Source organism: Alcaligenes nematophilus, assembly GCF_026344155.1.
GTDB lineage: Bacteria > Pseudomonadota > Gammaproteobacteria > Burkholderiales > Burkholderiaceae_B > Alcaligenes > Alcaligenes phenolicus.
In genome coordinates this window covers 328514-354156 of record NZ_JAPKMZ010000002.1, presented here as the reverse complement: position 1 = coordinate 354156, position 25643 = coordinate 328514, and the positions used below count along the sequence as shown (strand labels likewise).

The window sequence follows — 25643 nt, the reverse complement described above, 5'->3', positions numbered from 1 at the left end:
GTGGCCAAGGACAGGCAGATCAGTATATGCGCGGATGATTTTGGGATGGCCCCTGCCGTGGACGAGGCCATACTGAAATTGGCCCAGGCCCGACGCCTGACAGGAACATCCTGCCTGGTCGATGGGGACAGCTTTGTGCAAAATGCACCAGCACTGCGCCAGAGCACGCTGCAAAAAGGTTTGCACCTGAATTTTACCGAGTTTGCTTCCCAAGCGGGCGTGTATGCCATGCCGCTCAAGCAGGTGATTATCCGCAGCCTGCTGCATCGTCTGGATGATCAGAAGGTCAAGGATAGCGTGGCTCGCCAGCTGGATCGTTTTGAAGAGGTGATGGGGCAGGGCCCGGACTATATCGACGGGCATCAGCACGTGCATCAGCTACCCATGATACGCGAGGCCTTGCTGGCGGAAATGGAGCGTCGTTACGCCGCTTCCATGCCCTGGCTGCGCTATACCGGTGCCCAGCGTCTGGCTACGGGTTTTGCGTTTAAAGACCGATTCAAGGCGCAGATTATTGCCGGGCTGGGTTCCAGAGATTTGTTGCGTCTGGCCAGAGCCAAAGGTGCCACCTTGAATAGCAGCTTTACCGGTGTATACGACTTTCAGGGTGGTAAGGAGCGCTACAGCGCCTTGGTCAAAGCCTGGCTGGCGGTGATGCAGCACGGGGACAGCATGATGTGCCATCCCTCCTTGAGCAGCGTGCAGGACGATCCTGTGGGCTTGCAACGTCAGGCAGAGTACGAGGTGCTGGCTGGCGATGAGATGCAGCAATGGCTGGATCAATACAGCCTGCGCATTGCCTGAGAAGGAAAATCAGGGCGTCTGGGCTGGCTGGCTTTGGCTGCCGTCACCCAGACTGCGCTGCATGATGACCACGTCAATCCACTGCTGGAATTTATAGCCTACCGCTGGCTGAGTACCTACATGGGCAAAGCCCAGCGAACGGTGCAGAGCAATTGAGCCACGGCTGTCATGGCCGGAGATGATGGCCACCATTTGCCGCCACGGGCCTTTCTCGCATTCCAGCAGCAATTGTTCCAGCAAGGCTTTTCCCAGACCTTTGCCAATCTGACCTTGAGCCAGATAGATGGAATCTTCTACCGTGAAGCGGTAGGCCGGGCGGGAGCGATACGTTCCTGCATAGGCATAGCCCACGATCTGCCCGTCCAGTTCCGCGACCAGCCAGGGCAAGTTTTGCTCGCGCACTTGTATATAGCGGGCACCCATTTCCTGTTCGTCGGGCGGGCTTTGTTCAAAGGTCGCCGTGCTGTGCAGCACGTGATAGGCATAGATGTTTTGCACTGCTGCCATATCGTCCAACGTGGCCTGACGTATCAACAAGGCACTGGCGTGATTGCCTTGCGGCAGGGAGGCAGAGAAAGGGGCTTGCGTACTATCGGGGGGGAACATACTATTTTTCCTTTGAACTGATTTAGTTTATCCCGATTTCAGGAGTTTCTATGTCCTTCCCGCACCAGTTTTTGACCGAGCAATTGGCCGTCGCCCCTCAATTATCGGGAGAGGACATGCAAGCCGTGGCCGATGCCGGTTTTAAAAGTGTCATCATCAATCGTCCCGATATGGAAGGCGGTCCCGACCAGCCCTTGTCGGCAGACGTGATGAAGGCCGCCCAGGCGGCAGGCTTGCAGGTGGAGTATCAGCCAGTAGTGGGTAGCGCTATTACTTCTGCTGATGTTGCCCGTTTTGGTCAATTGCTTGAAGCCTTGCCTGGCCCGACTTTGGCCTACTGCCGCACGGGTACTCGCTGTGCCGTATTGTTCCGCGCATTGAACGAATCCTGACCTGGCTCAAGGTTCAGGTCTGTACTAGCTTGTCCTGTGCCGGTATGCAGCGGTAAGCTATCTGTCTCCATTCAAAGGGGTTATGCCATGTTCAAGAAAATTCTGATTCCAACTGACGGTTCCGAGCTCTCCTCCCAAGCAGCCAACAAAGGCGTGACCTTTGCCCGCCAAATTGGTGCCGAGGTTCTGGCTTTGCACGTGACGCAGCCATTTGCTGCCACCGTTGGTTTTGATGGTATGGCTGCTGCCTACGCCATCACCGACGAGGACTACGACAAGACCGCCAAAGAACAGTCGCAGAAATACCTGCAACAGATTCTGGACCGTGCCGAGACCGCAGGCGTCAAGGCTACCGGCAAATCCGTATCGAACTTCAACGTGGCCGACGGTGTGGTCCAGGTTGCCGAGCAGGAAGGTTGCGACCTGATCTTTATCGGTAGTCACGGCCGCAGTGGTCTGTCCCGCCTGTTGCTGGGTAGCGTGACCATCAAGGTGCTGAATATGGCCAAGAACACCGTGCTGGTGTACCGCGTCAAAGAAAGCGATTAATCGTTTTTCAGCCCAAAGAAAAAGCCCGCCTAGGCGGGCTTTTCTGTGTCTGCGGCAAGTCTTATTGGCTGCGTGGCTCCAGCTGCTGTTTATGGGTCACGACTGCCTGCAAAACAATAGGCAGCAGCTCGCCATCTTCGCTTTTACCGCTGGGGTTTTGCGCCACAAAATCCAGCAGGGAGCGGCGCATGCGCGGGTCCCAGAATTTCTGGATATGTTCCGCAATCTCGCGCAGTCCTTGCTCCCGATTGCTCAGGATTTCAAAGAACTGACCGATCTGGTTGGCCATGGGAATCAAAGGAACAATGTTCATGGTGATGTGGCCGAGCGTGACTCGGCAGAATTCAGATAGTGGGGATGGCTGTACAGCGTGAAGCTGCGGTCACGGGCGAAGGCGGCCAGCATGACACCCAGTTCATCGGCAATCTGCACGGCATAGGCGGTGGGGGCGGAGACGGCCACCACAAAGTTGATGCCCATGGCAGCGGCCTTCTGGACCATCTCGAAGCTGGCACGGCTGGAGATCAGCACCATGCCAGAGCGGGGATCAATATCGTTGCGCAGCATGTGGCCCAGCAGTTTGTCCAGCGCGTTGTGGCGACCTACATCCTCACGCACGGCCAGGATATCGCCTTGCAGATTGCACCAGGCAGCCGCATGGGTAGCGCCCGTCAGACGATGCAAGGGCTGGCTGGAGCGCAAGGCATCCAGGGCCTGGAAGATGGCGGCAGCATCGGGGCGGTGCTCGGGAGCGTCCAGACGGGGTAGCTGTCGGCGTACCTCGTCCAGACTTTCCAGTCCACACAGGCCACAGCCTGTACGGCCAGCCAGCTGACGGCGACGCGCCTTGAGCTGATGCTGGCAAGCACTGGCAATCTCGATTTGCAGCAGGCTGCCGCGCTCGCCTTCCAGCACATCCACGCTGCGTATATCGTCAGCGGTACGGATGATGCCCTCGGTCATGGAAAATCCGTAAGCCAGATCCTCCAGATCGCTGGGGCTGCATAACAAGGCACTATGGCTGATGCCATTGAACTCCAGAGCCACGGCCTGTTCGCGTGCCAGCGCATCCTGATCCTCTTGGGGCAGGGTGTCAGCTTGTGCTTCTGCTGGGGTACGCGCCTGCCGCCATACGGTGGCAGGGGCGCTGGCATCACGAAAATCTGCCTGGCTCACGTGGGCAACTCCTTAGGGCCTGTTGGGACGCATCATACTTTCGCGACGGCCTCGGCATGCTCATGCGAATGGCTGTGATCCGCCTGGGCCAAATCCTCGGCCGGGACGGTCTCGCCTTGCAGGAGACGCTGCTGAATATCGTGGAAACGGTTCCAGCGATTTTGCCAGGCCGACTCGGAGGTCACGCGCTGAATCTGCACGGCCGTCACCTTGTACTCGGGGCAGTTGGTTGCCCAGTCCGAGTTGTTGGTGGTGACCACGTTGGCGCCCGACTCGGGAAAGTGGAAAGTAGTATAGACCACCCCTGGCTGCACTCGTTCGGTCACCGTCGCGCGCAGGGCGGTCTCGCCCGCACGGCTCTTGACCGAGACTTTGTCGCCACTGCGAATGCCACGATCTTCGGCATCCACCGGGTGAATTTCCAGCAAGTCCTCTGCATGCCAGGCCACGTTGTCGGTACGGCGGGTTTGTGCGCCCACGTTGTATTGCGACAGGATACGGCCGGTGGTCAGCAGCAAGGGGAACTTGCGGCTGCTGCGCTCTTCGGTGGGTACGTACTGAGTCAGCATGAAGCGGCCCTTGCCGCGCACGAACTCGTCGATGTGCATGGTGGGGGTGCCTTCAGGCGCCTGTTCGTTGCAAGGCCATTGCACGCTGCCACCCAGCTCCTGGATACGATCGTAAGACACGCCGGCAAAGGTCGGGGTCAGACGGGCGATCTCGTCCATGATCTGGCCGGGATGCTCGTAATTCATGGGGTAGCCCAAAGCACGGGCCAGAGCGCAGGTGACTTCCCAGTCGGCCATGCCCGCCTTGGGCTCCATCACTTTGCGTACGCGCGAAATGCGGCGCTCGGCGTTGGTGAAGGTGCCGTCTTTTTCCAGGAAGGATGAACCGGGCAGGAACACGTGGGCGTACTTGGCGGTTTCGTTCAGGAACAGATCCTGTACCACCACACACTCCATGGCAGCCATGGCGGCGGCCACGTGCTGGGTGTTCGGGTCGGACTGAACAATGTCTTCGCCCTGGCAGTACAGCCCCTTGAAGCTGCCACTCAAGGCGGCGTCAAACATATTGGGAATGCGCAGACCGGGTTCAGATTGCAGAGATACGCCCCAGGCCTCTTCAAACTGCTGGCGTACGCTGGTGTCGGAGACGTGACGGTAGCCGGGGAACTCGTGCGGGAAGGAGCCCATATCGCAGGAGCCTTGCACGTTGTTCTGACCACGCAGCGGGTTCACACCCACACCTTCGCGGCCTACGTTGCCGGTGGCCATGGCCAGGTTGGCAATGGCCATCACGGTGGTGGAGCCCTGGCTGTGTTCTGTCACACCCAGGCCGTAGTAAATCGAACCGTTGCCGCCGGTGGCGTACAGACGGGCTGCGCCACGGATGTCGTCGGCGGACACACCGCAGATCTCGGCCATGGCTTCCGGCGAGTTCTGGGGCTGGCTGACAAAGCTGCGCCATTCATTGAAGGCCGCGGTATCGCAGCGTTCGGCCACATAGGCCTCGTTCACCAGATTTTCGGTGACGATCACGTGGGCCATGGCGGTCAGCATGGCGGTGTTGGTGCCTGGACGCAGGGGCAGGTGATAGTCGGCCTGGATGTGCGGCGAGCTGACCAGTTCAGTCTGACGCGGGTCGATCACGATCAGGCGGGCACCCTGGCGCAGGCGACGTTTCAGGCGCGACGCAAATACGGGGTGAGCGGCGCTGGGGTTGGCACCCATCACGATCACCACGTCGGTGTGCATCACCGAGTCAAAGGTTTGCGTACCGGCGGACTCACCCAGGGTCATCTTCAGACCGTAGCCGGTCGGGGAGTGACACACGCGGGCACAGGTGTCCACGTTATTGGTACCAAAGGCGGCACGAACCAGCTTTTGCACCAGATAGGTTTCTTCGTTGGTGCAACGCGAGGAGGTGATACCGCCCACCGCGTCACGACCGTGCTGATCCTGAATGCGACGGAACTCGGAGGCAGCGTAATTGATGGCCTCGTCCCACGACACTTCCTGCCAGGGGTCCGTAATGCTCTTGCGTATCATGGGGCTCAGGATACGGTCCTGGTGTGTGGCGTAACCCCAGGCGAAACGACCTTTCACGCAGGCGTGGCCACGGTTGGCCTTGCCGTCTTTCCAGGGTGTCATGCGAATGACTTTGTCGCCCTTCATCTCGGCCTTGAAGCCGCAACCGACACCGCAATAGGCGCAGGTGGTGATGACGGCGTGCTCGGGTTGACCCAGGTCGATAACCGACTTTTCCATCAAGGAGGAAGTCGGGCAGGCCTGGACACAAGCACCGCAGGAGACGCAATCGCTGCCCAGAAAACCATCGTTCTGGCCGGCGGTGACACGCGATTCAAAACCGCGTTTGTCGATAGTCAGCGCAAAGGTGCCCTGAACTTCCTCACAGGCACGTACGCAGCGATTGCAGACAATGCATTTGCTGGAGTCGTAGGCAAAGTAAGGGTTGGAATTGTCGGTAGTATCGTCCAGGTGGTTGGCACCATCAAAGCCGTAGCGCACGCTGCGCAGGCCCACCACACCGGCCATGTCTTGCAGTTCGCAATTGCCGTTGGCAGGACAGGTCAGGCAGTCCAGCGGGTGATCGGAGATGTACAGCTCCATCACGTTGCGGCGCAGCTTGTGCAGGGTGTCGTTTTCGGTCTGGACGACCATGCCTTCTTCCACCAGGGTGGTGCAGGAAGCAGGGTGGCCGCGACGGCCTTCAATGTCCACCAGGCACAGACGGCAGGAGCCAAAGGCCTCCAGCGAATCGGTGGCGCACAGCTTGGGAATATTGATACCGGCCAAGGCGGCTGCGTGCATCACGGAAGTGCCGACGGGCACTTCAATCAATTTGCCATCGATGGTCAGGTTGACCATCTCGGTCTGGGTCGAGGCTGGGGTGCCCAGGTCACGTTCGCGTACGGCGACTGTTTCTTTCATGGTGATCTCCGTCTTAGACCTTGGCCAGGTCCTGCTCGGTTTGCGGGGCCAGTCCAAAATCCTGGGGGAAGTGTTCCAGCGCGGACAGGACGGGATAAGGGGTCATGCCGCCCAAGGCGCACAAGGACCCGGAGAACATGGTGTCGCACAGGTCGCGCAGCAGCTCGACATGGTTATCCATGTCTTCGCGGCGACGGATCTTCTGGATGGTCTCCACACCACGCGTAGAGCCGATGCGACAGGGTGTGCATTTGCCACAGGATTCGATGGCACAGAATTCCATGGCGTACTGCGCCATGTGGGCCATGTCCACCGTATCGTCAAAAGCCACCAGGCCACCGTGGCCGACCATGGCATTGATCTTCATGTAGGCTTCGTAGTCCAGCGGGACATCCCACTGGTGTTCGGGCAGATAGGCTCCCAAGGGGCCACCGACTTGCACTGCACGCAAGGGACGACCGCTGGCACTGCCACCACCGTAGTCGTACAGCAATTCGCGCAGGGTGACGCCAAAGGCTTTTTCTACCAAGCCGCCGTTTTGCAGATTGCCGGTCAACTGGAATGCCAGTGTGCCACGCGAGCGGCCCATGCCGTAGTTCTGGTAGTAAGCACCGCCCTTGGCCAGAATCACCGGCACGGAAGCCAGGGACACCACGTTATTGATGACTGTAGGTTGGCCAAACAAGCCTTTGATGGCGGGCAGAGGCGGTTTCACACGCACCACGCCGCGCTTGCCCTCCAGACTGTCGAGCAGGGCGGTTTCTTCACCACAGATGTAGGCGCCGGCTGCCTTGCGTACTTCCAGATCGAACTCGCAGCCGCTGCCTTGAATGTTCTTGCCCAGCCAGCCTGCTGCGCGCGCCGCCACGATGGCTTCGTTCAACGCTTGCACGGCCAGAGGGTATTCGGAACGCACGTAGATGTAGCCATAGGTCGCACCTACGGCCAGACCAGCAATTGCCATGCCTTCAACCAGGCACAGTGGATCGCCCTCCATCAGCATGCGGTCAGAGAAGGTGCCCGAGTCGCCTTCGTCGGCATTACAGACAATGTATTTCTGCTGTGCCGGGGTGTTGAGTACCGTGTTCCATTTGATGCCGGTCGGGAAAGCCGCACCGCCACGGCCACGCAGGCCGGAGTCGGTCACTTCTTTCACAATGGCGGCCGGTTCCATGCTCAGCGCCTTGCGCAAACCTTCGAAGCCACCACAGGATTGGTAATCGGCCACGCTGACCGGATCAATAATCCCCACACGGGCAAAAGTCAGGCGTTCCTGATTCTTCAGGTAAGGGATGGCGTCCGTCAGACCGTGGCACAACTTATGTGCACCGCCTTGCAGAAAACCAGCGTCGAACAGACCGGGCAGATCTTCAGTCTGGACAGGGCCGTAAGCGACGCGGCCTTCAGCCGTTTGCACTTCCACCATGGGCTCCAGCCATAGCAAACCGCGCGAGCCATTGCGCACAATCTGCACATCCAGACCGCGCTCCTGAGCCTGGGCCGCCAGTTGCTGGGCAATCTCATGGGCGCCCATGGCGACCGCTGCGGTGTCACGCGGAACGTAAACGGTAATGGTGCTCATGACTGGGCCTCCTGGCTGCTTAGCAGGGCATCCAGTTTTTCGGGGGTGACGCGTGCATGGGGTACGCCATCGAGCATGACGGCGGGGGACTGAGCACAAAGGCCCAGACAGTAGACAGGCTCCAGCGTGTACTGGCCGTCGTCGCTGTTTTCATGGAAGTCGCAGTTCAGGCGGCGACGGGCATGAGCCGTCAGCTCCAGCCCGCCCCGCGCCTGACAGGCTTCTGCCCGGCAGATTTCCAGGGTATGAGTCGCGTGGGGCTGGGTGCGGAAGTGGGCGTAAAAAGAGATAACGCCATGGATTTCCGCACGGGACAGCGCCAGCTGCTCGGCCAGCACCGGCACCACGGACTCGGGAATACAGGCAATCCGGTCCTGAATCGTGTGCAAAATAGGCAACAGGTTACCTTTCTGGCCGGCGTGCTCCTGCACGGCCTGCAAGGCGACCTCTTCAGGAGTCAGACCGGACAGGTCCTGCTCCTGGTGATGAGGGGTTGTTTGCATGTCCTGTGTGCGCGGTGCCCGAATAGGGTGCCTGCGCCTCCATATTTTTTATGCACAGCGGTGCATATTATTTGACAGTGTTTTCCCTTGTAATCTAACCACTTAAGTCCATAACTTCAATAAGCAATATTTCGCATATATAATGTTTGGTACATGCAGCACAAAACATAAATACGAAAACACACTGGTCTTAAAAACACATGACCAAACAGAAATTCAAAGCCCGGCTGCGCTCTGAATGGATTCTGGAAAATGCAGACGGCGTGGACCTCCCCATGGGGGATGTATTGCGTTTGTTGGGTGCCATCGAGCGACTGGGGCACTTGGCGGGAGCCAGCAAGGAATGCCAGTTTTCCTACAGACATGCCTGGGGCTTGTTGCGTAATGCCGAAAAACAGTTTGATGCGGCCTTGCTGGAAACCTCCCGGCGCAAAGGTACCAAGCTGACCGAGTTCGCCCAGCGTTTGCTGTGGGCGAATCGGCGACTGGATGCGCGTTTGACGCCAACCCTGGAGAGCATGGCTTCCGAGCTGGAAGAGGAGCTGGGCCGCTTGTATGCGCAGCCTCTGGACCGTTTGCGCTTTCAGGCCAGTCACGGATTTGCGATTGAAGGCCTGATGCGCTTTGCCAATGAGCACGATGGTCTGCCGCTGGAGCTGCGCTACCGCACAGCCATTGAAGCGCTGGCTTCGCTGGAGCGCGGGGATTGCGATCTGGCCGGTTTTCAGGTTCCGGTGGGTGAGTTCGAGGTGGCTGCCATGCGCCGTTATGGGCAGTGGCTGTCTCCGGCGCGTCACAGGCTGATTTTCCTTTCCACTCGCCGGACCGGCTTGTTTGTGGAGAAGGGCAATCCCAAGAACATCACCGGCATGGCCGACTTGTTGCGGCCCGATGTGCGCTTTGTGAACCGTCAGATGGGGTCCAGTACCCGCTTTCTGGCGACCTTGCTGCTGGGGCAGTTAGGGGTAAACACGAATGCGGTGCTGGGCTTTGAAACAACAGAATTGACGCATATGGCGGTGGCGGCTCACGTTGCCAGTGGCATGGCCGATACCGGCCTGGGTGTGGAAACAGCGGCCAGCCGATGCGGGCTGGAGTTCATTCCCCTGGCCCAGGAGCGTTATTTCATTGCGGTCGAGCAAGAAGCGCTGGATAAGGCTCCTATGCAGGAACTGATGAACGTGATTGGCGGTTCCGCGTATAGTCAATTCATGGAAGATCTGGTGGGTTACGACCCACGGGGTTTGGGACAGATCATGACGCTGGAACAGGCATTCGGGCAGGCTGCCGACATGCTCTGGCGTTAGACCCCATTGCATGACGAAAACACACACCATGAGACGGGGACGAACCCTGTCCTTGAAAAAGAGAACACCATGAGCGATGAGCATGGGCCAAAACGTGAACCGGTGTCTGTAGACCAGGTTCAGTACAGGCCATATCAAGAAGCAGCTCCCCCAGGTTCCGAGGCCCGGCCCTTGGAGCCGAGTGACCCGCAGCCTGCTGGAGCGGGGGTTATGCCGTCCGGCATCGAGCAGGGGGCGCAAGCGGGTGCTGCAGAGCCTGCACGCCGCCCGACCGTGCGGATTGCCGCTGTGTCAGGGCAACCTTTGGACAAGCGTCACCGCCCATTTCGTGACCTGCGCATTTCCCTGACCGACAAGTGCAATTTCCGCTGTACCTACTGTATGCCGCGGGAAGTCTTTGGCACGGACTACGAGTTCCTGCCTCATTCTTCCCTGCTCAGTTTTGAAGAGATTGAGCGCGTAGCACGGCAGGCCGTTGCTCTGGGCGTGCGCAAGCTGCGCCTGACGGGTGGCGAACCGCTATTGCGTCGAAATATTGAAGTGCTGATTGCCATGTTGGCCAAGCTGCGTACACCGGAAGGTGATGCGGTGGAGCTGACTTTGACCACCAATGGCACCTTGCTGGGTCGCAAGGCTCAGGCCTTGAAAGACGCGGGGCTGAATCGTGTCACCGTCAGCTTGGACGCCTTGGACGATGCCCGTTTTACTCAATTGAGTGATAGCGGCGTGTCGGTCTCCACCGTACTGGATGGCATTGCCAAGGCACAGGCCGTGGGTTTGAGCCCGGTAAAGGTCAATATGGTGGTGCGCAAAGGGCTGAACGATGATCAGATCTTGCCCATGGTGGAGCACTTCAAAGGCTCGGGCCAGATTCTGCGTTTTATTGAATATATGGACGTGGGCACCAGCAATGGCTGGAATCTGCAAGAAGTGCTCAGCGGTGCGGAGATTGTGGAACGTATCCAGTCCCGTTTCGAGCTGGAGCCAGTGGCCGCCCAATACCGTGGCGAAGTCGCCAGCCGCTGGCGCTTCAAGGATGGGACGGGCGAAGTTGGCGTGATCACCAGCGTCACTCAACCCTTCTGTGGAGACTGCTCGCGCATGCGTCTTTCGCCCGAAGGACGCCTGTTTCTGTGCCTGTTTGCTTCCCAGGGTTATGATGTCCGGGCGCAATTGCGCTCGGGTGCGTCCGACGAACAGTTAGCCGCCTATATGCACGGCGTCTGGACGGGACGGCAGGACCGATATTCCGAGATTCGGGGTGAGCAAACCACGAGTCGTGACCGTATCGAAATGAGTTATATCGGCGGATGATAAGCACACAGGACATCAGCGGTATTGTGCTGGCGGGCGGACGAGCCCGCCGTTTTGATTTGTCGGGCCAGATCGATAAAGGCTTGCTGCTCTTGCAGGGTCAGCCTTTGGTGCAGCATCTGGTACGTCGCTTGCGTCCGCAGGTGGGGACTATCCTGATCAGTGCCAATCGCAATCCCGAGCAGTATGTCCATTGGGGGCGTGTGGTCCCTGATGCCTTGGAGCTGGAGGGCTATCTGGGTCCGCTGGCCGGTTTGGCCAGTGTGCTGGATCAGATCAGTACGCCGTGGGCCTTGTCCTGCCCGGTGGATTTGCCTTTTGTGCCAGTGGATCTGGGCAAGCGTTTGATCAAGGCCGTTGAGGAGCAGGGCGCTGTGGCTGCCTACGCGCAGGCAGAGCGTAGCCACCCTTTATGCCTGTTACTGCGCACCGATCAGGCTGCGGGCCTGAAAGACTATCTGCTTAGCGGCGAGCGCCGTGTCATGAGCTGGCTGGAGAGCATAGGCGCGGTGGAAGTGGATTTCCGCGATGCGCCTGAACATGCTTTTTTCAATATCAACACGCCGCAGGATCTGGATCAGGCGCAAAGCTGGTAAGTCTGTTGCAGTGGCTTTGCTGCGCGAGTATTGATGAGCAGAGGAAAGCAGAGGCGGGGTTGGCTGTTCGTGCGTGAGCGTTCCGTTATGCGGCCCTCCTGAGCAGTAGGCTGTCTTTTCGTGAAGTAACTTTAAATAGCTCCAAACCAAAACAAACAACACAAAAAAAACCGCCCTGATCAGGGCGGTTTTTGTATGGCTAGTCCAAAGCGTGAATAAGCGTTCGAGCTTATGCCTGCCACTGGCTGTATTCGTACAGACGCACCACATCGCCGGGGGCGATATGAGAGTCAGCAGGGATACGTGCCAGCGCTTGTGCCCAAGGCAAGGAGCTGATGACGCCCGAACCCTGATTGTCGAAGGGGCGCACCAACAGGCGGCCTTGCTCGTCGTTGTCTACTTGTACGCGGATGAATTCTTCGCGGTCACCTGCAAAGTGGCGTTCACCTTGCAGCACGCCGTAACGTGTGGTCGGCAGCACGTGCTGCCGACCTTGCAGACGACGAATCAGCGGCGAAACCATCAAGGAAAACACGGCGTAAGAAGATACCGGATTGCCGGGCAGGCAGACCAGAGGCTTGTCGGCAATGTAGGCCAGCGCCAGTGGTTTGCCCGGCTTCATACGCACTTTCCACAGATCCAGCTGGCCGCCTATGCCTTCGATGGCAGGCTTCACAAAGTCTTTTTCCCCGACCGAGACACCGCCTACGGTCAGTACCAGGTCGCAGCGTTGCAGCAGCTCTTTCAGAGCGTCCTGAATGGCTTCCAGCGTGTCTTTGGCATGCACTGCATGCACAGTTTCAACACCCAGCGCCTGCAGCTGCGCACGCAGCATGGGGGCGTTGGAGTTGTAGATCTGGCCGGCTTTCAAAGGCTGACCAGCAGGAGTCAGCTCGTCGCCTGTGGTCAGAATGCCGACGGTCAGCAGCGGGTACACCTGTAGCTGAGCATGGCCTTGCGCAGCCAGCTGAGCAATATGGGCTGCGGTCAGTTTGGTGCCTGTTGTGATCAGCACTTCACCAATGCGCATGTCCTCGCCCCGGCGGCGGATGTTCACGCCAGCCACGGGCATTTCCAGAATGCGCACACCTTGTTCGTCTTCCTGGCAGTTTTCCTGAATCACCACCGTGTCCGCACCGGGTGGCAGCATGCTGCCGGTAAAGATGCGAATCGCCATGTTCTCTTTCAGCGTTTCAGGAATATCGCCGGCATAGCAGCGCTGCTGAATGGGCAGGACCTTGCCGTCGGCAATATCCGCCAGGCGCAGGGCATAGCCATCCATGGCGCTATTGTCGGCGGGCGGCATGTTCAGCTGAGCTTGAATATCCTGGGCCAGAATGCGTCCCAAGGCTTGCGACAGATCGCAGGTTTCGGTTTGGGTGGGAACTTGCCCTGCCTGGGCCAGCCTTTGCTGTGCTACGTCAAATTCGATCATAGGATGGATGGATTCGATAAAACAATTCGTGGCTCGGTGCGTCAGAGCACGGTGGAAAGGAGGTCGTTCGGGAGCTGTCGCTGTCATACCGTTGCAGGTATCAGGGCTTGGCTGGCTCCAGATATTCAGAGGCAAAATTGCAAGGGCGATGGTGGCTGTCCAACTGCTCTTTCAAGATTTTTTCCCAAGCCAGCTTGCACGCACCGCCCGAGCCGGGAATGCAGAACAGCAAGGTTCGGTTGGCTGTTCCCGCCAGAGCATCGGATTGCAGGGCAGAGGAACCAATATCCTGATAGGACAAGTAGCGGAACTGCTCGCCAAAGCCGGTAATGACCTGATCGAGCAAAGGCGTGACCGCTGCAATCGTGGATTTCTTATGGCTGAAACCGGTACCGCCATTGCAAATAATGACATTGATTTCCGGGTCCAGAATCCATTGGCTGAGCAGGGCGCGGATGGCGTAGATATTGTCCCTGCTGATGGCGCGCTGCACGCAGTAATGGCCGCTGTCAGTCAGGCTGGCCGCCAGATAATCGCCGGAGGTATCATCATCCGGGCCACGGCGGTCCGAAATGGTCAGCACAGCAGCGTTCAGGCGAACAGCGGGTAAATCGGTCTTGGCTTTAGACATGCTTGTCGGTGTCCGCAGAGGTATTCCAGGAGTCCGTTTTCTGGGCGTCGCTGTCGCGCTGCTGTACCCAGAAACGCTTGCCGTCAGCCAGGGTTTCGCGCTTCCAGAAAGGGGCGCGGGTTTTCAGCACGTCCATGATGAATTCGCAGGCGCGAAAAGCGTCGCCACGGTGGGCGCTGGTGACGCCAACATAAACGATTTGTTCGGTCAGGTGCAGTTCGCCCACGCGGTGCACGACCAGCGTATCCAGTATGGGCCAGCGTTGACGGGCCTGATTGCAAACCGCTTCAATCTCGCGCTCGCACATGCCGGGGTAGTGTTCCAGGAACAGGGATTCGGTGGCGGTGCCATCGGCCTGATCGCGCACATAGCCGGTAAACGTCACCATGGCACCGGCCTTGCCGCCAGCCGTGGCGCGCAGCTCGTCATTCAGGGCGGCAACATCAAAATCTTCAGTCTGGATGCGAATCATCTCAACCTCCGGTGACGGGCTCGAACACGGCCACTTCATCGCCGGGGCGGACAGGGTCGGTAGGCTTGGCGTGAAACTGGTTGACGGCCACATGCAGGCGGCCGGCCATATCGCTTAAATTCGGGTGGCGTTGCAGCAGGGCCTCGGTCCATTGCTGGACAGTGCCTTCCTGGGGCCATTCCCAGTTTTCCTGGCGCTGGCCTGTGCGTTCGGCCACTTGGGCGAAGTACAGGACGCGCAATGTCAAAGGGCTTGTCATGCTATCTCCGTGAAAGGGCTTAGAGCTGGGCAGTCCAGGTCCCGCTTTTGCCGCCGGTTTTCTCCAGCAAACGGGTCTGTTCGATCACAATGCCTTTGTCGGCCGCTTTGCACATATCGTAAATGGTCAGGGCAGCAATGGAGCAGGCCGTCATGGCTTCCATCTCTACGCCGGTGGTGTAGCGGGTGCGGCAGGTGGCCAGCACGGCAATGGTGCCTGCTGCGGCGTCGCTTTCAAAATCAATGCCGACAAAATCCAGGGGCAGGCTGTGGCACATGGGAATCAGTTCGGCACAGCGCTTGGCGGCCAGCACACCGGCCACGCGTGCGGTGTTCAGCACTTCGCCCTTGGCATTGTGCTGAGCCGACAGCAACTGGTAAGCAGCGGGACTCAAACGCACCACGGCGCGGGCCGTGGCCGAGCGGGAGGTGGCGGATTTGTGGCTGACATCGACCATCTGAACTTTTCCATCTTCATCCAGATGGGAAAGGTGCAAATCTGTGTTTTCGGTAGTGGTGCTCATGATCGCTCCGGGACCGGGCCTAGTGCGCGGTTCTAATTGTTTATGGTTGCATTATATACACCCGGCGCGGTGGCTCTGGCTAAGGCCCCGGCGGGTTGCGGTCTTCCCGCAAGCGGGCCGGGTCCAGCAGTCGGGCCAGTTCGATCAAGGTGCGAGCCTGCATTTTTTCCAGTGCCCGAGCGCGGTGCACTTCCACAGTGCGCATGGTGATGCTCAGGTCCTGGGCAATCTGCTTGTTCAGCCGTCCCTCCAGGGCCAGGGCCAGCACTTCGCGCTCGCGCTGCGACAGGGTGTCCAGCCGCTCCTCCAGTGCCTGCTCGTTGTCCCGTTCTTCCTGACTGGCTTCGTAGCTGCGCAGCACGTCCAGTACCCGGTCCACCAGATCGTTATCGTTAAAGGGCTTTTCGATGAAATCCGCCGCGCCTTGTTTCAGCGCGGTCACGGCCAGGGGCAGGTCGCCGTGGCCGGTCAGGAAAATAACGGGCAGAAGGGATTGGCGCTCGCGCAATTGCTCGAACACTTCCAGGCCGGACAGTCCATCCATACGTATGTCGAGCAGGATGCAGCCCTGCGTTTCGGGGCTCAGGGCATTCAGAAAAGCCTCGCCACTGTCCCAGAGTTCGGTGTTGACCTGACGGGTGGAGAACAGCCAGGCCAGGGCATCGCGGATGGCCGGGTCGTCGTCCACGATGTGGACCAAAGGAGCGCGCTTAGTCATGTTCGATCAAGGGTAGGGAAAACAGGAAAGTGGCACCGTGGGGAACCCCGTTTTCAAACCAGAGTTTGCCATGGTGCAACTCCACAATGGAGCGGCAAATATTCAAGCCAATACCCAGACCTTGGGCTTTGGTCGTGGTAAAGGCCTGGAACACTTCTGCCATGATCGTTGCTGCCACGCCGGGGCCCTGGTCGGCCACCATCACCAGCACGACACCATTGCTGGCCTGCATGGTCACTTCCAGTACCCGGCGTTCTGGCTCCAGGCCCGACATGGCTTCGGCGGCATTGCGCAGCAGGTTGAAAATCAGTTGTTCCAGCAGTACCTTGTCGCCCATTACGGGCAGGTTTTCGGGGTGGGAGGGCACAATCAATTGAATCTGGTGATGGCGCAGACCTGCCTTGGCCATGGCCAAGGCGCCTTGCAAGGCATCGGGCAAATTCAGAGGGCTAAGCTGTGGGTCGCGCTTGCGCACAAAGTCGTGAATGCGGTGGATGATTTGCCCCGCGCGGCGGGTTTGTTCCGCCAGGCTTTCCAGACCGCGACGCAGTTGTTTCGGGTCCAGCGGTTCATTTCCCAGCAGGTTCAGGGAACCAGCCGCATAGCTGGCAATTGCCGAGAGCGGCTGGTTCAGCTCGTGGGCCAGTGTGGAGGCCATTTCACCCATGGTAATGAGCTTGGCCGTGTGGTGGAGCTGTTCGGATTGGGAACTGGCCAGGGCTTCGGCCTGCTTGCGCGAGCTGATATCGATGATGGAACTGATCCAGCCCACGTGCCGTTTTTGCGCGTCAATCAGCGGGGATTCAAAGACCTGCACATCAACACGTGAGCCGTCCGGGCGCTGGAACAGGGTGTCAAAAACTTGCACCGAGCGGGAGGATTTCAGTCGATCTCGACGCTCCAGTGTTTCATCCATCATCTCCGGCACCCACCAGGGCATGGGTGGGGCCAGACCAATAATTTCTTCGCTGCTGCGGCCCACCAGTTCGCAAAACGCCGGGTTCACATACAGCACCTTGCCGTCCAGATCGCGGGCGCGCATGCCAGTCACCATGGAGTTTTCGATTGCGCTGCGAAAGGCTTGCTCCTGCATCAGGGCCAGCTCGGCTTCACGGCGCTTGCGGGCGTAGTGATGTTGCATCGCCAGGTTCACCACAGCCAGCAGGGCCAGGCCCGCAATCACGGTCAGTAGCAAGGTGAAGGTGGGGATGTTCTTTTGCGGGTAAGGCGTCATCAGCAAACGCACACCGTGCAAGGGCGGGTCTACCGACATGGCGTAACGCAACTGGCTTTCGCCCGGCTCGCCTTTGGAGCGTGTGGCCAGCGTCTGGTCGCTTTGGTCGATCAGGGAGACGTGATATTGCTCGGCAATCCACCAGGGCACGTTTTCCATCAGGATGGTGGCCAGCGAAAAGGTGGCGCGCAAGGTGCCGACAATATCGTTGTCTTCGTAAATGGGAACCACCAGATCCAGCACGCTTTCCTGGTGTTCATTGGAGTAATAGGCCGGTAGCCAGGTGGACGTGCGCGGCGTGCTGACGTGGGCTGCAATCCGCGTATCAGCACCGGGCGGGCGCACCAGCAAGGTGGTGCCAAATCGATCCTGCACGGCCACTTTCAGCAGATCCGGGTGGATGGTCTTGAAGTGCTGTAATTGCGTCAGCGCGGTCTGGGTCGTGACGGGCTGGGACTGGACTTCAATTTCGCTGGCAATGCGGCTTAAATTGTTCTCGTGCGAGCGCAGCTGAAAGGACAGGGATTGCTCCACCCACAAGGCATTGCGTATCAGCTCGTTGGACTGCTCCTCATCCCGTTCCTTATTGACCGCCCAGGCAAACACGCCCATCAGCAGCACAATAATCAGGATGGCCAAAATAGGCACATAGGTGCTGATCGGGTAGGCCGCCAGAGTGCGCGAGGCCGCTTGGCGTATGAATCCGGACGGACGGGCAAGACGCATCATGACAAAAGGTTTCGGATTTCCACAATAGATAATTCGGGGCCGCTTTTTTAAGCTACACGCTTTCAAGCACATCAATCAATAAAACGTGTCGGCTCTTAACCGACCGGAGGCAAACATGAAAAAGACCCTTGTGGCCAGCTTGCTGGCGTCCGTATTCTTGTCCGCGCCTGTTCTGGCTAACCCCATGATCATCAAGTTCAGCCACGTTGTATCGCCAGATACACCCAAGGGCAAGGGCGCCGTGCGCTTTAAGGAACTGGCCGAAAAGTACACCGAGGGCAAGGTGGTTGTCGAGGTCTACCCGAACTCGCAACTGTACAAGGACAAGGAAGAACTGGAAGCCCTGCAACTGGGCGCCGTGCACATGCTGGCTCCGTCGCTGGCCAAGTTTGGCCCTCTGGGCGTACGCGAATTTGAAGTGTTCGACCTGCCTTTCATTTTTCAGAACCGTGAGGACCTGCGTAAGGTGACCGAAGGTCCTGTAGGCCGCATGTTGCTGGACAAGCTGGAGCCCAAGGGCATCAAGGGTCTGTCCTACTGGGATAACGGCTTCAAGGTCATGAGCGCCAACACGCCCCTGAAAAGCGTGGATGATTTCCTGGGTCTGAAGATGCGCATCCAGTCCTCCAAGGTTCTGGAAGCCCAGTTCAAGGCACTGGACGCTGTGCCTCAGGTGATGGCTTTCTCCGAGGTGTACCAGGCTCTGCAAACGGGTGTGGTCGACGGCACCGAGAACCCGCCATCGAACATGTACACCCAGAAAATGCACGAAGTGCAAAAGCACGCCACCGTGTCCAACCACGGTTACCTGGGTTATGCCGTGATCGTGAACAAGAAGTTCTGGGAAGGTCTGCCTGACGATATTCGCCAAGGCATGGAAAAAGCCATGGAGGAAGCCACGGTTTACGCCAACGACATTGCAGAGCAAGAGAACAACGATTCCATGAAGGCCATGGAAGAGTCCGGCAAGACCCAGTTCTACCAACTGAGCGATGCCGAGCGTCAGGAATGGGTCAAGCAGCTGCGTCCCGTGCACAAGGAAATGGCTTCGCGTATCGGCCAGGACGTGATCGACGCCTTCTACAAGGCTACCGAATAAAGCCTGCTTCATCTGATTGTCTTGTACAGGTCTGATTCAGACCTGTTCTTCTTTTCTTCCCGCTACATGCTTGTGTCTGCCCGGCCCCCGGGCGGGCAGACTGTAGTCTGGAGCTACCCATGTTTTTACGATTTCTGGACCGCTTTGAGGAAATGTTCATCTCATTTCTGATGGTGGCGGCCGTAGTGATTATTTTTGTAGCGGTCTGCCAGCGCTACTCGGTCAGCCTGCTGGCTGATCTGGTGTCCTGGTCGCGGGCTCAGGGTTATGAGTCCATTACCGCCATGGCCCGTTCTACCTACCGAAGCGTGGCCGGCGTCAACTTGCTCTGGGCACAGGAGCTGTGCATTTACCTGTTTGTCTGGATGGCCAAGTTCGGCGCCGCTTACGGCGTTCGTGTTGGTATCCACGTGGGTGTGGACGTGCTGGTAAACGCTGTGGGCCCACGCTGGCGTCATCTGCTGGTGGTGATTTCCCTGTTCGCCGGTGCCTTGTTCACAGCCATTGTTGCCTGGATTGGTGGCCGCTTTGTGTATGGCATTGCCCAGACTGCTCAGGTGTCGGCTGACCTGGAAGTGCCGGTATGGATTGTGTATCTGGCGGTGCCCGCGGGCTCCCTGCTGATGTGCTTCCGCTTCCTGCAAGCCTTGATGAACTTTATCCAGACGGGCCATTTGCCTCATCACGAGCCTGCGGCGGATCTGATCGCTGAAACAGAGCGCGGTGTGTCTGAATCCGAAGGAGCGCGCGCATGACCGCCCTGATTATTTTTGCCTTGCTGGCTATCCTGTTGCTGACAGGCATGCCGGTATCGATTGCCCTGGGTCTGACGGTGATGGGTTTCCTGTTCACCATGACCGAAGTACCGATGGACAGTATTGCGCTCAAGCTGTTCACCGGGATCGAGAAGTTCGAGATCATGGCGATTCCGTTCTTCATCCTGGCCGGTAGCTTCCTCACGCATGGCGGGGTCGCACAACGCATGATTCGCTTTGCCGCTTCCATGGTCGGCCACTTGCCCGGCGGCATGGGTCTGGCTGCGGTGCTGGCTTGCGCCCTGTTTGCGTCTATCAGTGGTTCCTCGCCTGCCACGGTGGCGGCCATTGGTTCCATCATGATTCCGGCCATGGTCAAACAAGGCTACCCCGTGCAATTCGGGACTGGCATTGTGGCGACTTCCGGCGGTCTGGGCATCTTGCTGCCACCCTCGATTGTGATGGTGATGTACGCCGTGGCAACCAGCGGCATGATGGTTGAAGGCCCGGATGGGGTCAAGGTCGGTACGGCTTCTATTGGTCAGCTGTTTATTGCCGGTGTGGTTCCGGGTTTGATTCTGGCGTTTTTCCTGGGTGCCACGACCATGTTCCGCGCCTGGAAACTGGGTTACCCCCGTATGCCCCGCGCATCCTACAAGGAACGCTGGCGTGCCTTCATGGACTCCATCTGGGGCCTGATGCTGATCGTTATCGTGATGGGCGGGATTTACTCCGGTGTGTTCACGCCTACCGAAGCAGCAGCTATCAGTGCGGTTTACGCCTTTGTGATTGCGGTCTGGGTCTACAAGGATGTGAAGCTGCGCGAGGTCAAACGCATTGTGCTGGAATCGGCAGCCATGAGTGCCATGCTGCTGTACATCATCACCAACGCGGTCATGTTCGCCTTCATTCTGACGTCCGAGCAGATTCCTCAGGCCATTGCGGAATGGATCGTGTCGCAAGGCATGGGCCTGATCGCCTTCCTGCTGTTCGTGAACGTCCTGTTGCTGGTGATCGGTATGGTGATGGAGCCCTCGGGACTGATTCTGATCATGGCTCCCATCCTGTTCCCTGTCGCCATGAAGCTGGGCATGGACCCGGTTCACTTTGGCATCATGCTGGTGGTGAACATGGAGATCGGGCTGGCGACACCACCAGTGGGCTTGAACCTGTATGTGGCGTCCAGCATATCGAAGTTGGGCCTGACCGAAGTTACCAAGTCCACATTGCCTTGGTTGCTGACCGGTTTGGCCTTCCTGTTGATGATTACCTTCGTACCTGAAATTACGCTTTGGCTGCCCCGCATGATGGGATGGCTGTAGTAGTCCTGATCGCTATCCGCGAGCAGGGCAAGGTGAGCCCATGATGTGGCAGTACGGCTTGATGCAAGCTGCGCAAGACGTGAATCACCTTGAAGGCCGGGCAAAAAGCCCGGCCTTTTTTGTGAGCGATCGCTTGGGATCTCGAAAAGTTTATCGCTGCACTGACTGGGTGCAGTGGGTTAACGGTTCAGCGTTCTGTACCTTGTTTACAAAAAGGCTCAAGACCAGCGATCAAGCTGTTCAAGCCGAAATCGAACGCGGCATCCATGCCTTCCTGTTCAACTTCCTGAAACAGGGACAGCAGGTCTGGGGGAGTGTCCGCTTGCGTTGCTGAAGTGCTGGGAGCATCCGTGTTTTGCTGCTCGGATTGCGCTGCTTGCTGTTCCAGTACCGACCCCACCACATAATGGCTGATCGTCCATAGCGCCCAAACGGCATTTTTCGCCTCAAAGCCTGCCTTGCACAAAAAGCCGATCTGGGCCTGTGCAATGTCCAATTGCAATTCAGTGGGCCGAGTCCCTGCGTGGATGCGGGCACCATCCCGGTAAGACAACAACGCCGCCCGGAAACCCTGAGCATTTTTCCTCAGGAAGATACGCCAGTCCTCGTTATCTTCCGGGAGGGCGTGGCTATGTTTATTGACTAGCATGGCATGGGTCAGGGCATCAAAGAGAGCGCGCTTATCCCGAAAGTGCCAGTAAAGGGCGGGTTGCTGCACCTGAAGCCGTTCAGCCAGCTTGCGTGTGCTCAATCCGTCCATGCCCACTTCATTGAGCAGCTCCAGGGCTGTCTCGATGACGGTTTCTTTGCTGATCTTCTTCATGTGGGCTGGATCTCCGTGCTCGTAATTTATCAATGATAATCGACAGCGCATTAAGGTAAGGCTGCAAACGGCAGGGCTGCGCCTTGTTCCGCAGGGCAGTGGTGGTGTACTTGCTAATTTATCACTGATAAGTTAAAAATAAGGCTAACTTATCGGTGATAAATTAGATGCCTGATTCCAGTGCCCACCACAGTCTGTTGAACAATCGCTCTTGCTTGATTGCTCTGTTGATCCTTTGTCTGGATGCGGTAGGGATAGGTTTGATCATGCCGGTGCTGCCTTCCTTGTTGCGAGAACTGCTTCCAGTAGAGCAGGTGGCACGCCATTACGGCGTCTTGTTGTCTTTGTATGCGCTGATGCAAATTGTGTTTGCGCCTTTACTGGGGTGCTTGTCCGACAGGTATGGGCGGCGGCCTGTGCTGTTGGCCTCATTAGCTGGAGCAGCGCTGGATTACACCATCATGGCTTTGGCACCCGTTTTATGGGTGTTGTATATAGGGCGACTTGTCTCTGGGATCACGGGGGCGACAGCTGCGGTGGTGGCTTCCACCATTGCCGATGCTTCCCCGGAGCAAGAGCGGGCACGCTGGTTTGCTTATATCGGGGCATGCTACGGCCTGGGCATGATTGCCGGGCCTGCCTTGGGCGGGACCTTGGCGGGCTTGTCGACTCATGCGCCCTTTGTGGGAGCGGCGCTGCTTAATGCCAGTGCCTTTGTTCTGGCCTGCCTTTTTCTGCGTGAAACACGTGTAGCTTGTGGATCGGCGGAAAAGAAGCAGGCGCCGCCTCTCAGCTCCTTTGGTTTTTTGGGCTTGAAGCATTTAGGGCAGGGCTTGCTGGGCTTGGGCGTCGTATTCTTTATTGTCCAGCTGGTCGGCCAATTGCCTGCCGCCTTGTGGGTGATTTTCGGAGAGGATCGCTTTGCTTGGGACACCATGACGGTGGGCTTGTCCCTGACCGCTTATGGCATCACTCATGCCTTGTTCCAGGCCTTTGCTGTGGGTCCCTTGTCGCAGCGCCTGGGTGAGCGCAAGACCTTGATGTTGGGCATGATGGCTGACGCCGCAGGTTTTGTGTTGCTGGCTTTTGCTTTGCATAGCTGGATGATCTTCCCTGTGCTGGCTTTGCTGGCGGCAGGTGGTGTGGGCATGCCTGCGCTGCAATCCATGATGTCCAAGCGCGTTGCCAACGATCAACAAGGGACCTTGCAGGGCGTGTTGGGTAGTTTGAATAATCTGGGCGCCTTGATCGGCCCGCTGGGGTTCACGCAGCTCTACAGTTATACCGCTACGCAGTGGAACGGTTGGGTTTGGCTACTGGGGGGATGTCTGTATGTGCTGTGTTTCCCCATCTTGTGGCGCGCTTTGCAGCTTGTGGACTAAGAGGCCGTTGTTTCGCTGTTTGGCAAAGGGTTTGCTCGGAAACGTTTTTTTTGCTGTTGAAGGCGCGTTTTCTCTGGGGCGTGTAGGCAAGTGAAACGTACTGATAAGTATTATTTGCCTATTAGGCAGGCCAGTCTATTAGTATCATAGATTGTTCGGGCCGCCATACTGGCGGTATTTATTCATACGGAGACCTTATGTCCATTTCAGTCGGTGCGCGCGTTCCAGACGCGACCCTTAGCGAGTACATTGAAACCGCCACAGAAAGCTGCCCTATGGGCCCCAACAACTTTCAGGTGGCTGATCTGGTTAAAGGCAAGAAAATTGCCGTGTTCGCCGTTCCTGGCGCTTTCACCCCCACCTGCTCCGAGCAGCACTTGCCTGGCTTTATTGCCAAGGCAGACGAGTTCAAGGCTGCCGGCGTAGACGAGATCTGGTGCGTGGCAGTGAACGATCCTTTCGTAATGGGCGCTTGGGGCAAGTCCCTGAACGTTAATGGCAAAGTACGTTTGCTGGCCGACGGCAGTGCTGTCTGGACCAAAGCATTGGGTCTGGAATTTGACCTGACGTCCAAAGGCCTGGGTGTGCGCTCCAAGCGTTTCTCTGCCTTGCTGGAAGACGGCGTTGTCAAACAATTGAACATTGATAACGACGGCGGCCTGCACACATCGGATGCAGACACCCTGTTGAAACAGGTAAAGTCGTAAATATCTGATCCCCCGCCAGTCCGGCGTGGCGAGGGATAGAAGGATTACAAGGCGCTGGCGGCAAGCTGGCGCTTTTTTTTACCGTGCTCCTGTCGCAAAACCCAGGCCGGAAACTGGATGGTGGCGAGAGTTGGGGGCCGGTGCCGCGGTTTTTTTAGGATGTCTGGATGCTGTCATCGGTGGGTGCGTTTTCGTCCCTGTACTTTGCGACCCTGATGCTCTTGCTCAGCTCGGGCCTGTTCAATACCTTCATGGGGGTGCGCCTGACGGCCATCTCGGTGTCAGAGGTATGGATTGGCGGGCTGATTGCGGTGTATTACCTGGGCCTGGTATTTGGTGCTCGCATGGGTCACCGCCTGATCATGGGCGTGGGTCATATTCGGGCGTACGCCGCCAGTGCTGCCATTGTCACCATCTGTGTGCTGGTTCAGATTCTGGTTGATTCCATGTACGTCTGGCTGCTGCTGCGCTTTTTGGCGGGCGCGGCCATGGTGGTGCAGTTCATGGGGATTGAAAGCTGGCTGAACGAGCAAAGCGACAATAGCCAGCGTGGCACCATTTTTGCCTTTTACATGGTGTTCTCCAGCCTGGGCACCGTGCTGGGGCAGTTGTCTTTGACCCTGTTCCCGCATCTGAATTACGAGCCGTTGGTTTTTGTGGCGATCTGTTCGGCCTTCAGTCTGGTGCCGGTGGCGATTACCCGTCGCAGTCACCCACCCTTGCAAGTGCCCGCGCCCATTAACGCACGCTATTACGTGGACCGCGTTCCCTTGTCCATGATGGTGCTGCTGGTCGCCGGTATGTTGACCGGGGCCTTTTATGGTCTGGCGCCGGTGTATGCGGTGCGCGTTCATCTAAGCAATGAGCAGGCTGCCTTGTTTGTCGCCGTGTCTGTGGCCGCCGGTGTGCTGGCCCAATGGCCGGTGGGTTGGCTGGCGGATCGCATGAATCGCGTCAAACTGATCCGCATTAACGCGATCTGTTTGCTGGCCTTGGCCATTCCTTTGTGGGGCTGGTTTGAGGCCCCATTCTGGTTTCTGCTGATTTTTTCGGCGTTGTTCGGGATTCTGCAATTTACGCTGTATCCCTTGGGCGCGGCTTTTGCCAATGACAACGTGGATCCGGAGCGGCGAGTTGGCTTGAGTGCCATTTTGTATATGGTGTATGGCCTGGGGGCCTGTCTGGGGCCGCTGCTTGCCGGCGGCCTGATGTCTTATATTGGCAGCAATCTGTACTACATCTTCGTGGCAGCCTGTGGCTTGGCTTTGGTTCTGCTGGTTCGCCCGCAAAAGGTACTGGGCGATCACTTGAGCCAGGATGCGCCTACTACCTTTGTGCCTATGCCAGACAGCTTGCAAAGCTCGGCTGCGGCGGTGGCACTGGACCCACGGGTAGATATCAGCTCTGACGTGTCGCATGACCCGGTTTTCGAAGATCTGCCGCCTGTTGAAGAGCGGGTGCCTGCAACGACGGAAAGCACGGCTGCGGAGCGCAAGGCGGAGGATGAGGCTGCAGAGGCGACACTTGCCGAGGACGATAAACGGGCTGATTCTGTTGTTGGAAGCTCTGTGAATTCTGAAGGCTTGGACGCTTTTGGGAGCGCGGCAGATGTGGAAAGCTCGAGCGCTGAGCAAGACGCAGAGAAAGCGCGTAAACCCTCAGATCCAGCCCCTTAGGTCGCCGCCAGAATCGAGCATGTTCTCATGCCGGTTTACGAGCATGATTCACTCATAAAAAAAACCCAGGCCAAGCCTGGGTTTTTTATTTCTGC

At 58.0% G+C, this 25643-nt stretch carries 26 protein-coding genes; 12 read left to right on the top strand and 14 right to left on the bottom strand.

Going from position 1 to position 25643, the window contains the following annotated elements; translation table 11 throughout:
- Positions 1-45: 45 nt before the first annotated feature.
- Positions 46-804: a ChbG/HpnK family deacetylase gene (locus OSH04_RS06725; RefSeq protein WP_254002700.1), complete on the top strand. Its 759-nt coding sequence runs from the start codon at positions 46-48 to the stop codon at positions 802-804.
- Between the two features lie 9 nt (positions 805-813).
- On the opposite strand, the gene OSH04_RS06720 is transcribed toward OSH04_RS06725, so the two are convergent.
- Positions 814-1410 carry a GNAT family N-acetyltransferase gene (locus tag OSH04_RS06720; RefSeq protein WP_266108146.1) on the bottom strand — a complete coding sequence of 199 codons (597 nt, stop codon included), beginning with the start codon at positions 1408-1410 and terminating at the stop codon, positions 814-816.
- Positions 1411-1460: 50 nt separating this feature from the next.
- Between OSH04_RS06720 and OSH04_RS06715 the strand changes: the two genes are divergently transcribed.
- Together OSH04_RS06715 and OSH04_RS06710 are read left to right on the top strand one after the other, a co-directional pair.
- Positions 1461-1802: a TIGR01244 family sulfur transferase gene (locus tag OSH04_RS06715; protein WP_009463890.1), complete on the top strand. Its 342-nt coding sequence runs from the start codon at positions 1461-1463 to the stop codon at positions 1800-1802.
- An 87-nt stretch (positions 1803-1889) separates the two neighbouring features.
- Entirely contained in the window at positions 1890-2351 is a 462-nt protein-coding gene (locus OSH04_RS06710) for a universal stress protein (RefSeq protein WP_035271213.1), read from the top strand.
- Positions 2352-2412: 61 nt separating this feature from the next.
- Here the strand turns inward: OSH04_RS06710 and OSH04_RS06705 are convergent, their stop codons facing one another.
- The 5 genes from OSH04_RS06705 to OSH04_RS06685 are packed head-to-tail and all read right to left on the bottom strand — an operon-like array spanning position 2413 to position 8566.
- Positions 2413-2664, bottom strand: a complete 252-nt coding sequence (locus tag OSH04_RS06705) for a formate dehydrogenase subunit delta (RefSeq protein WP_045930881.1) — start codon at positions 2662-2664, stop codon at positions 2413-2415.
- The gene (fdhD, locus tag OSH04_RS06700) at positions 2661-3527 is read right to left on the bottom strand and encodes a formate dehydrogenase accessory sulfurtransferase FdhD (protein WP_266108145.1); all 867 of its coding nucleotides are present in this window, start codon (positions 3525-3527) and stop codon (positions 2661-2663) included. The genes OSH04_RS06705 and fdhD overlap by 4 nt, the downstream gene beginning before the upstream one ends.
- A 32-nt stretch (positions 3528-3559) precedes the next feature.
- Positions 3560-6481, bottom strand: a complete 2922-nt coding sequence (gene fdhF / locus OSH04_RS06695; protein ID WP_060186304.1) for a formate dehydrogenase subunit alpha — start codon at positions 6479-6481, stop codon at positions 3560-3562.
- Positions 6482-6494: 13 nt separating this feature from the next.
- The gene (locus tag OSH04_RS06690) at positions 6495-8063 is read right to left on the bottom strand and encodes a formate dehydrogenase beta subunit (RefSeq protein WP_083054150.1); all 1569 of its coding nucleotides are present in this window, start codon (positions 8061-8063) and stop codon (positions 6495-6497) included.
- Positions 8060-8566 (bottom strand): formate dehydrogenase subunit gamma, encoded by a 507-nt coding sequence (locus OSH04_RS06685; protein WP_042483136.1) that lies wholly within the window; start codon positions 8564-8566, stop codon positions 8060-8062. Before OSH04_RS06685 ends, OSH04_RS06690 begins: the two co-directional genes overlap by 4 nt.
- Before the next feature lie 200 nt (positions 8567-8766).
- Here OSH04_RS06685 and OSH04_RS06680 point away from each other — a divergent pair, with 200 nt between their 5' ends.
- The 3 genes from OSH04_RS06680 to mobA all read left to right on the top strand — a co-directional run bounded on the left by OSH04_RS06680 (position 8767) and on the right by mobA (position 11783).
- A complete protein-coding gene (locus tag OSH04_RS06680) occupies positions 8767-9873 on the top strand; it encodes a substrate-binding domain-containing protein (protein WP_026485086.1) in 1107 nt (368 codons plus the stop codon).
- A 210-nt stretch (positions 9874-10083) separates the two neighbouring features.
- Positions 10084-11187, top strand: a complete 1104-nt coding sequence (gene moaA, locus OSH04_RS06675) for a GTP 3',8-cyclase MoaA (protein WP_080748026.1) — start codon at positions 10084-10086, stop codon at positions 11185-11187.
- On the top strand, positions 11184-11783 hold the full coding sequence (gene mobA / locus OSH04_RS06670) for a molybdenum cofactor guanylyltransferase MobA (RefSeq protein WP_115634241.1): 600 nt from the start codon (positions 11184-11186) through the stop codon (positions 11781-11783). The genes moaA and mobA overlap by 4 nt, the downstream gene beginning before the upstream one ends.
- A gap of 229 nt (positions 11784-12012) precedes the next feature.
- On the opposite strand, the gene OSH04_RS06665 is transcribed toward mobA, so the two are convergent.
- The 7 genes from OSH04_RS06665 to OSH04_RS06635 form a co-directional block, all read right to left on the bottom strand.
- Entirely contained in the window at positions 12013-13218 is a 1206-nt protein-coding gene (locus OSH04_RS06665; protein ID WP_266108144.1) for a molybdopterin molybdotransferase MoeA, read from the bottom strand.
- A 100-nt stretch (positions 13219-13318) separates the two neighbouring features.
- Positions 13319-13849 (bottom strand): molybdenum cofactor synthesis domain-containing protein, encoded by a 531-nt coding sequence (locus tag OSH04_RS06660; protein WP_060186308.1) that lies wholly within the window; start codon positions 13847-13849, stop codon positions 13319-13321.
- Positions 13842-14321, bottom strand: coding sequence for a molybdenum cofactor biosynthesis protein MoaE (locus tag OSH04_RS06655; RefSeq protein WP_266108143.1), 480 nt, complete (start codon positions 14319-14321; stop codon positions 13842-13844). Before OSH04_RS06655 ends, OSH04_RS06660 begins: the two co-directional genes overlap by 8 nt.
- Before the next feature lies 1 nt (position 14322).
- Positions 14323-14580 carry a molybdopterin converting factor subunit 1 gene (gene moaD / locus OSH04_RS06650; protein ID WP_009463873.1) on the bottom strand — a complete coding sequence of 86 codons (258 nt, stop codon included), beginning with the start codon at positions 14578-14580 and terminating at the stop codon, positions 14323-14325.
- 19 nt (positions 14581-14599) lie between these two features.
- A complete protein-coding gene (moaC, locus tag OSH04_RS06645; RefSeq protein ID WP_009463872.1) occupies positions 14600-15103 on the bottom strand; it encodes a cyclic pyranopterin monophosphate synthase MoaC in 504 nt (167 codons plus the stop codon).
- A gap of 79 nt (positions 15104-15182) precedes the next feature.
- Entirely contained in the window at positions 15183-15821 is a 639-nt protein-coding gene (locus OSH04_RS06640; RefSeq protein ID WP_266108142.1) for a response regulator transcription factor, read from the bottom strand.
- The gene (locus tag OSH04_RS06635) at positions 15814-17784 is read right to left on the bottom strand and encodes a PAS domain S-box protein (RefSeq protein WP_052159349.1); all 1971 of its coding nucleotides are present in this window, start codon (positions 17782-17784) and stop codon (positions 15814-15816) included. Before OSH04_RS06635 ends, OSH04_RS06640 begins: the two co-directional genes overlap by 8 nt.
- Before the next feature lie 115 nt (positions 17785-17899).
- On the opposite strand from OSH04_RS06635, the gene OSH04_RS06630 reads away from it, so the two are divergent.
- The 3 genes from OSH04_RS06630 to OSH04_RS06620 all read left to right on the top strand — a co-directional run bounded on the left by OSH04_RS06630 (position 17900) and on the right by OSH04_RS06620 (position 20960).
- Positions 17900-18883 (top strand): TRAP transporter substrate-binding protein, encoded by a 984-nt coding sequence (locus tag OSH04_RS06630; RefSeq protein WP_026485094.1) that lies wholly within the window; start codon positions 17900-17902, stop codon positions 18881-18883.
- Between the two features lie 119 nt (positions 18884-19002).
- On the top strand, positions 19003-19638 hold the full coding sequence (locus OSH04_RS06625; RefSeq protein WP_035271196.1) for a TRAP transporter small permease: 636 nt from the start codon (positions 19003-19005) through the stop codon (positions 19636-19638).
- Positions 19635-20960: a TRAP transporter large permease gene (locus tag OSH04_RS06620; protein ID WP_035271195.1), complete on the top strand. Its 1326-nt coding sequence runs from the start codon at positions 19635-19637 to the stop codon at positions 20958-20960. Before OSH04_RS06625 ends, OSH04_RS06620 begins: the two co-directional genes overlap by 4 nt.
- A 187-nt stretch (positions 20961-21147) precedes the next feature.
- Here the strand turns inward: OSH04_RS06620 and tetR are convergent, their stop codons facing one another.
- Entirely contained in the window at positions 21148-21783 is a 636-nt protein-coding gene (gene tetR, locus OSH04_RS06615; RefSeq protein WP_266108141.1) for a tetracycline resistance transcriptional repressor TetR, read from the bottom strand.
- 167 nt (positions 21784-21950) lie between these two features.
- On the opposite strand from tetR, the gene tet reads away from it, so the two are divergent.
- The 3 genes from tet to OSH04_RS06600 all read left to right on the top strand — a co-directional run bounded on the left by tet (position 21951) and on the right by OSH04_RS06600 (position 25548).
- Complete coding sequence (tet, locus tag OSH04_RS06610; RefSeq protein WP_407066153.1) at positions 21951-23165, top strand: Tet(A)/Tet(B)/Tet(C) family tetracycline efflux MFS transporter; 1215 nt, start codon at positions 21951-21953, stop codon at positions 23163-23165.
- 197 nt (positions 23166-23362) lie between these two features.
- Positions 23363-23872, top strand: a complete 510-nt coding sequence (locus OSH04_RS06605) for a peroxiredoxin (protein WP_009463866.1) — start codon at positions 23363-23365, stop codon at positions 23870-23872.
- Between the two features lie 167 nt (positions 23873-24039).
- Positions 24040-25548 carry an MFS transporter gene (locus OSH04_RS06600; protein WP_266108140.1) on the top strand — a complete coding sequence of 503 codons (1509 nt, stop codon included), beginning with the start codon at positions 24040-24042 and terminating at the stop codon, positions 25546-25548.
- Positions 25549-25643: the final 95 nt, after the last annotated feature.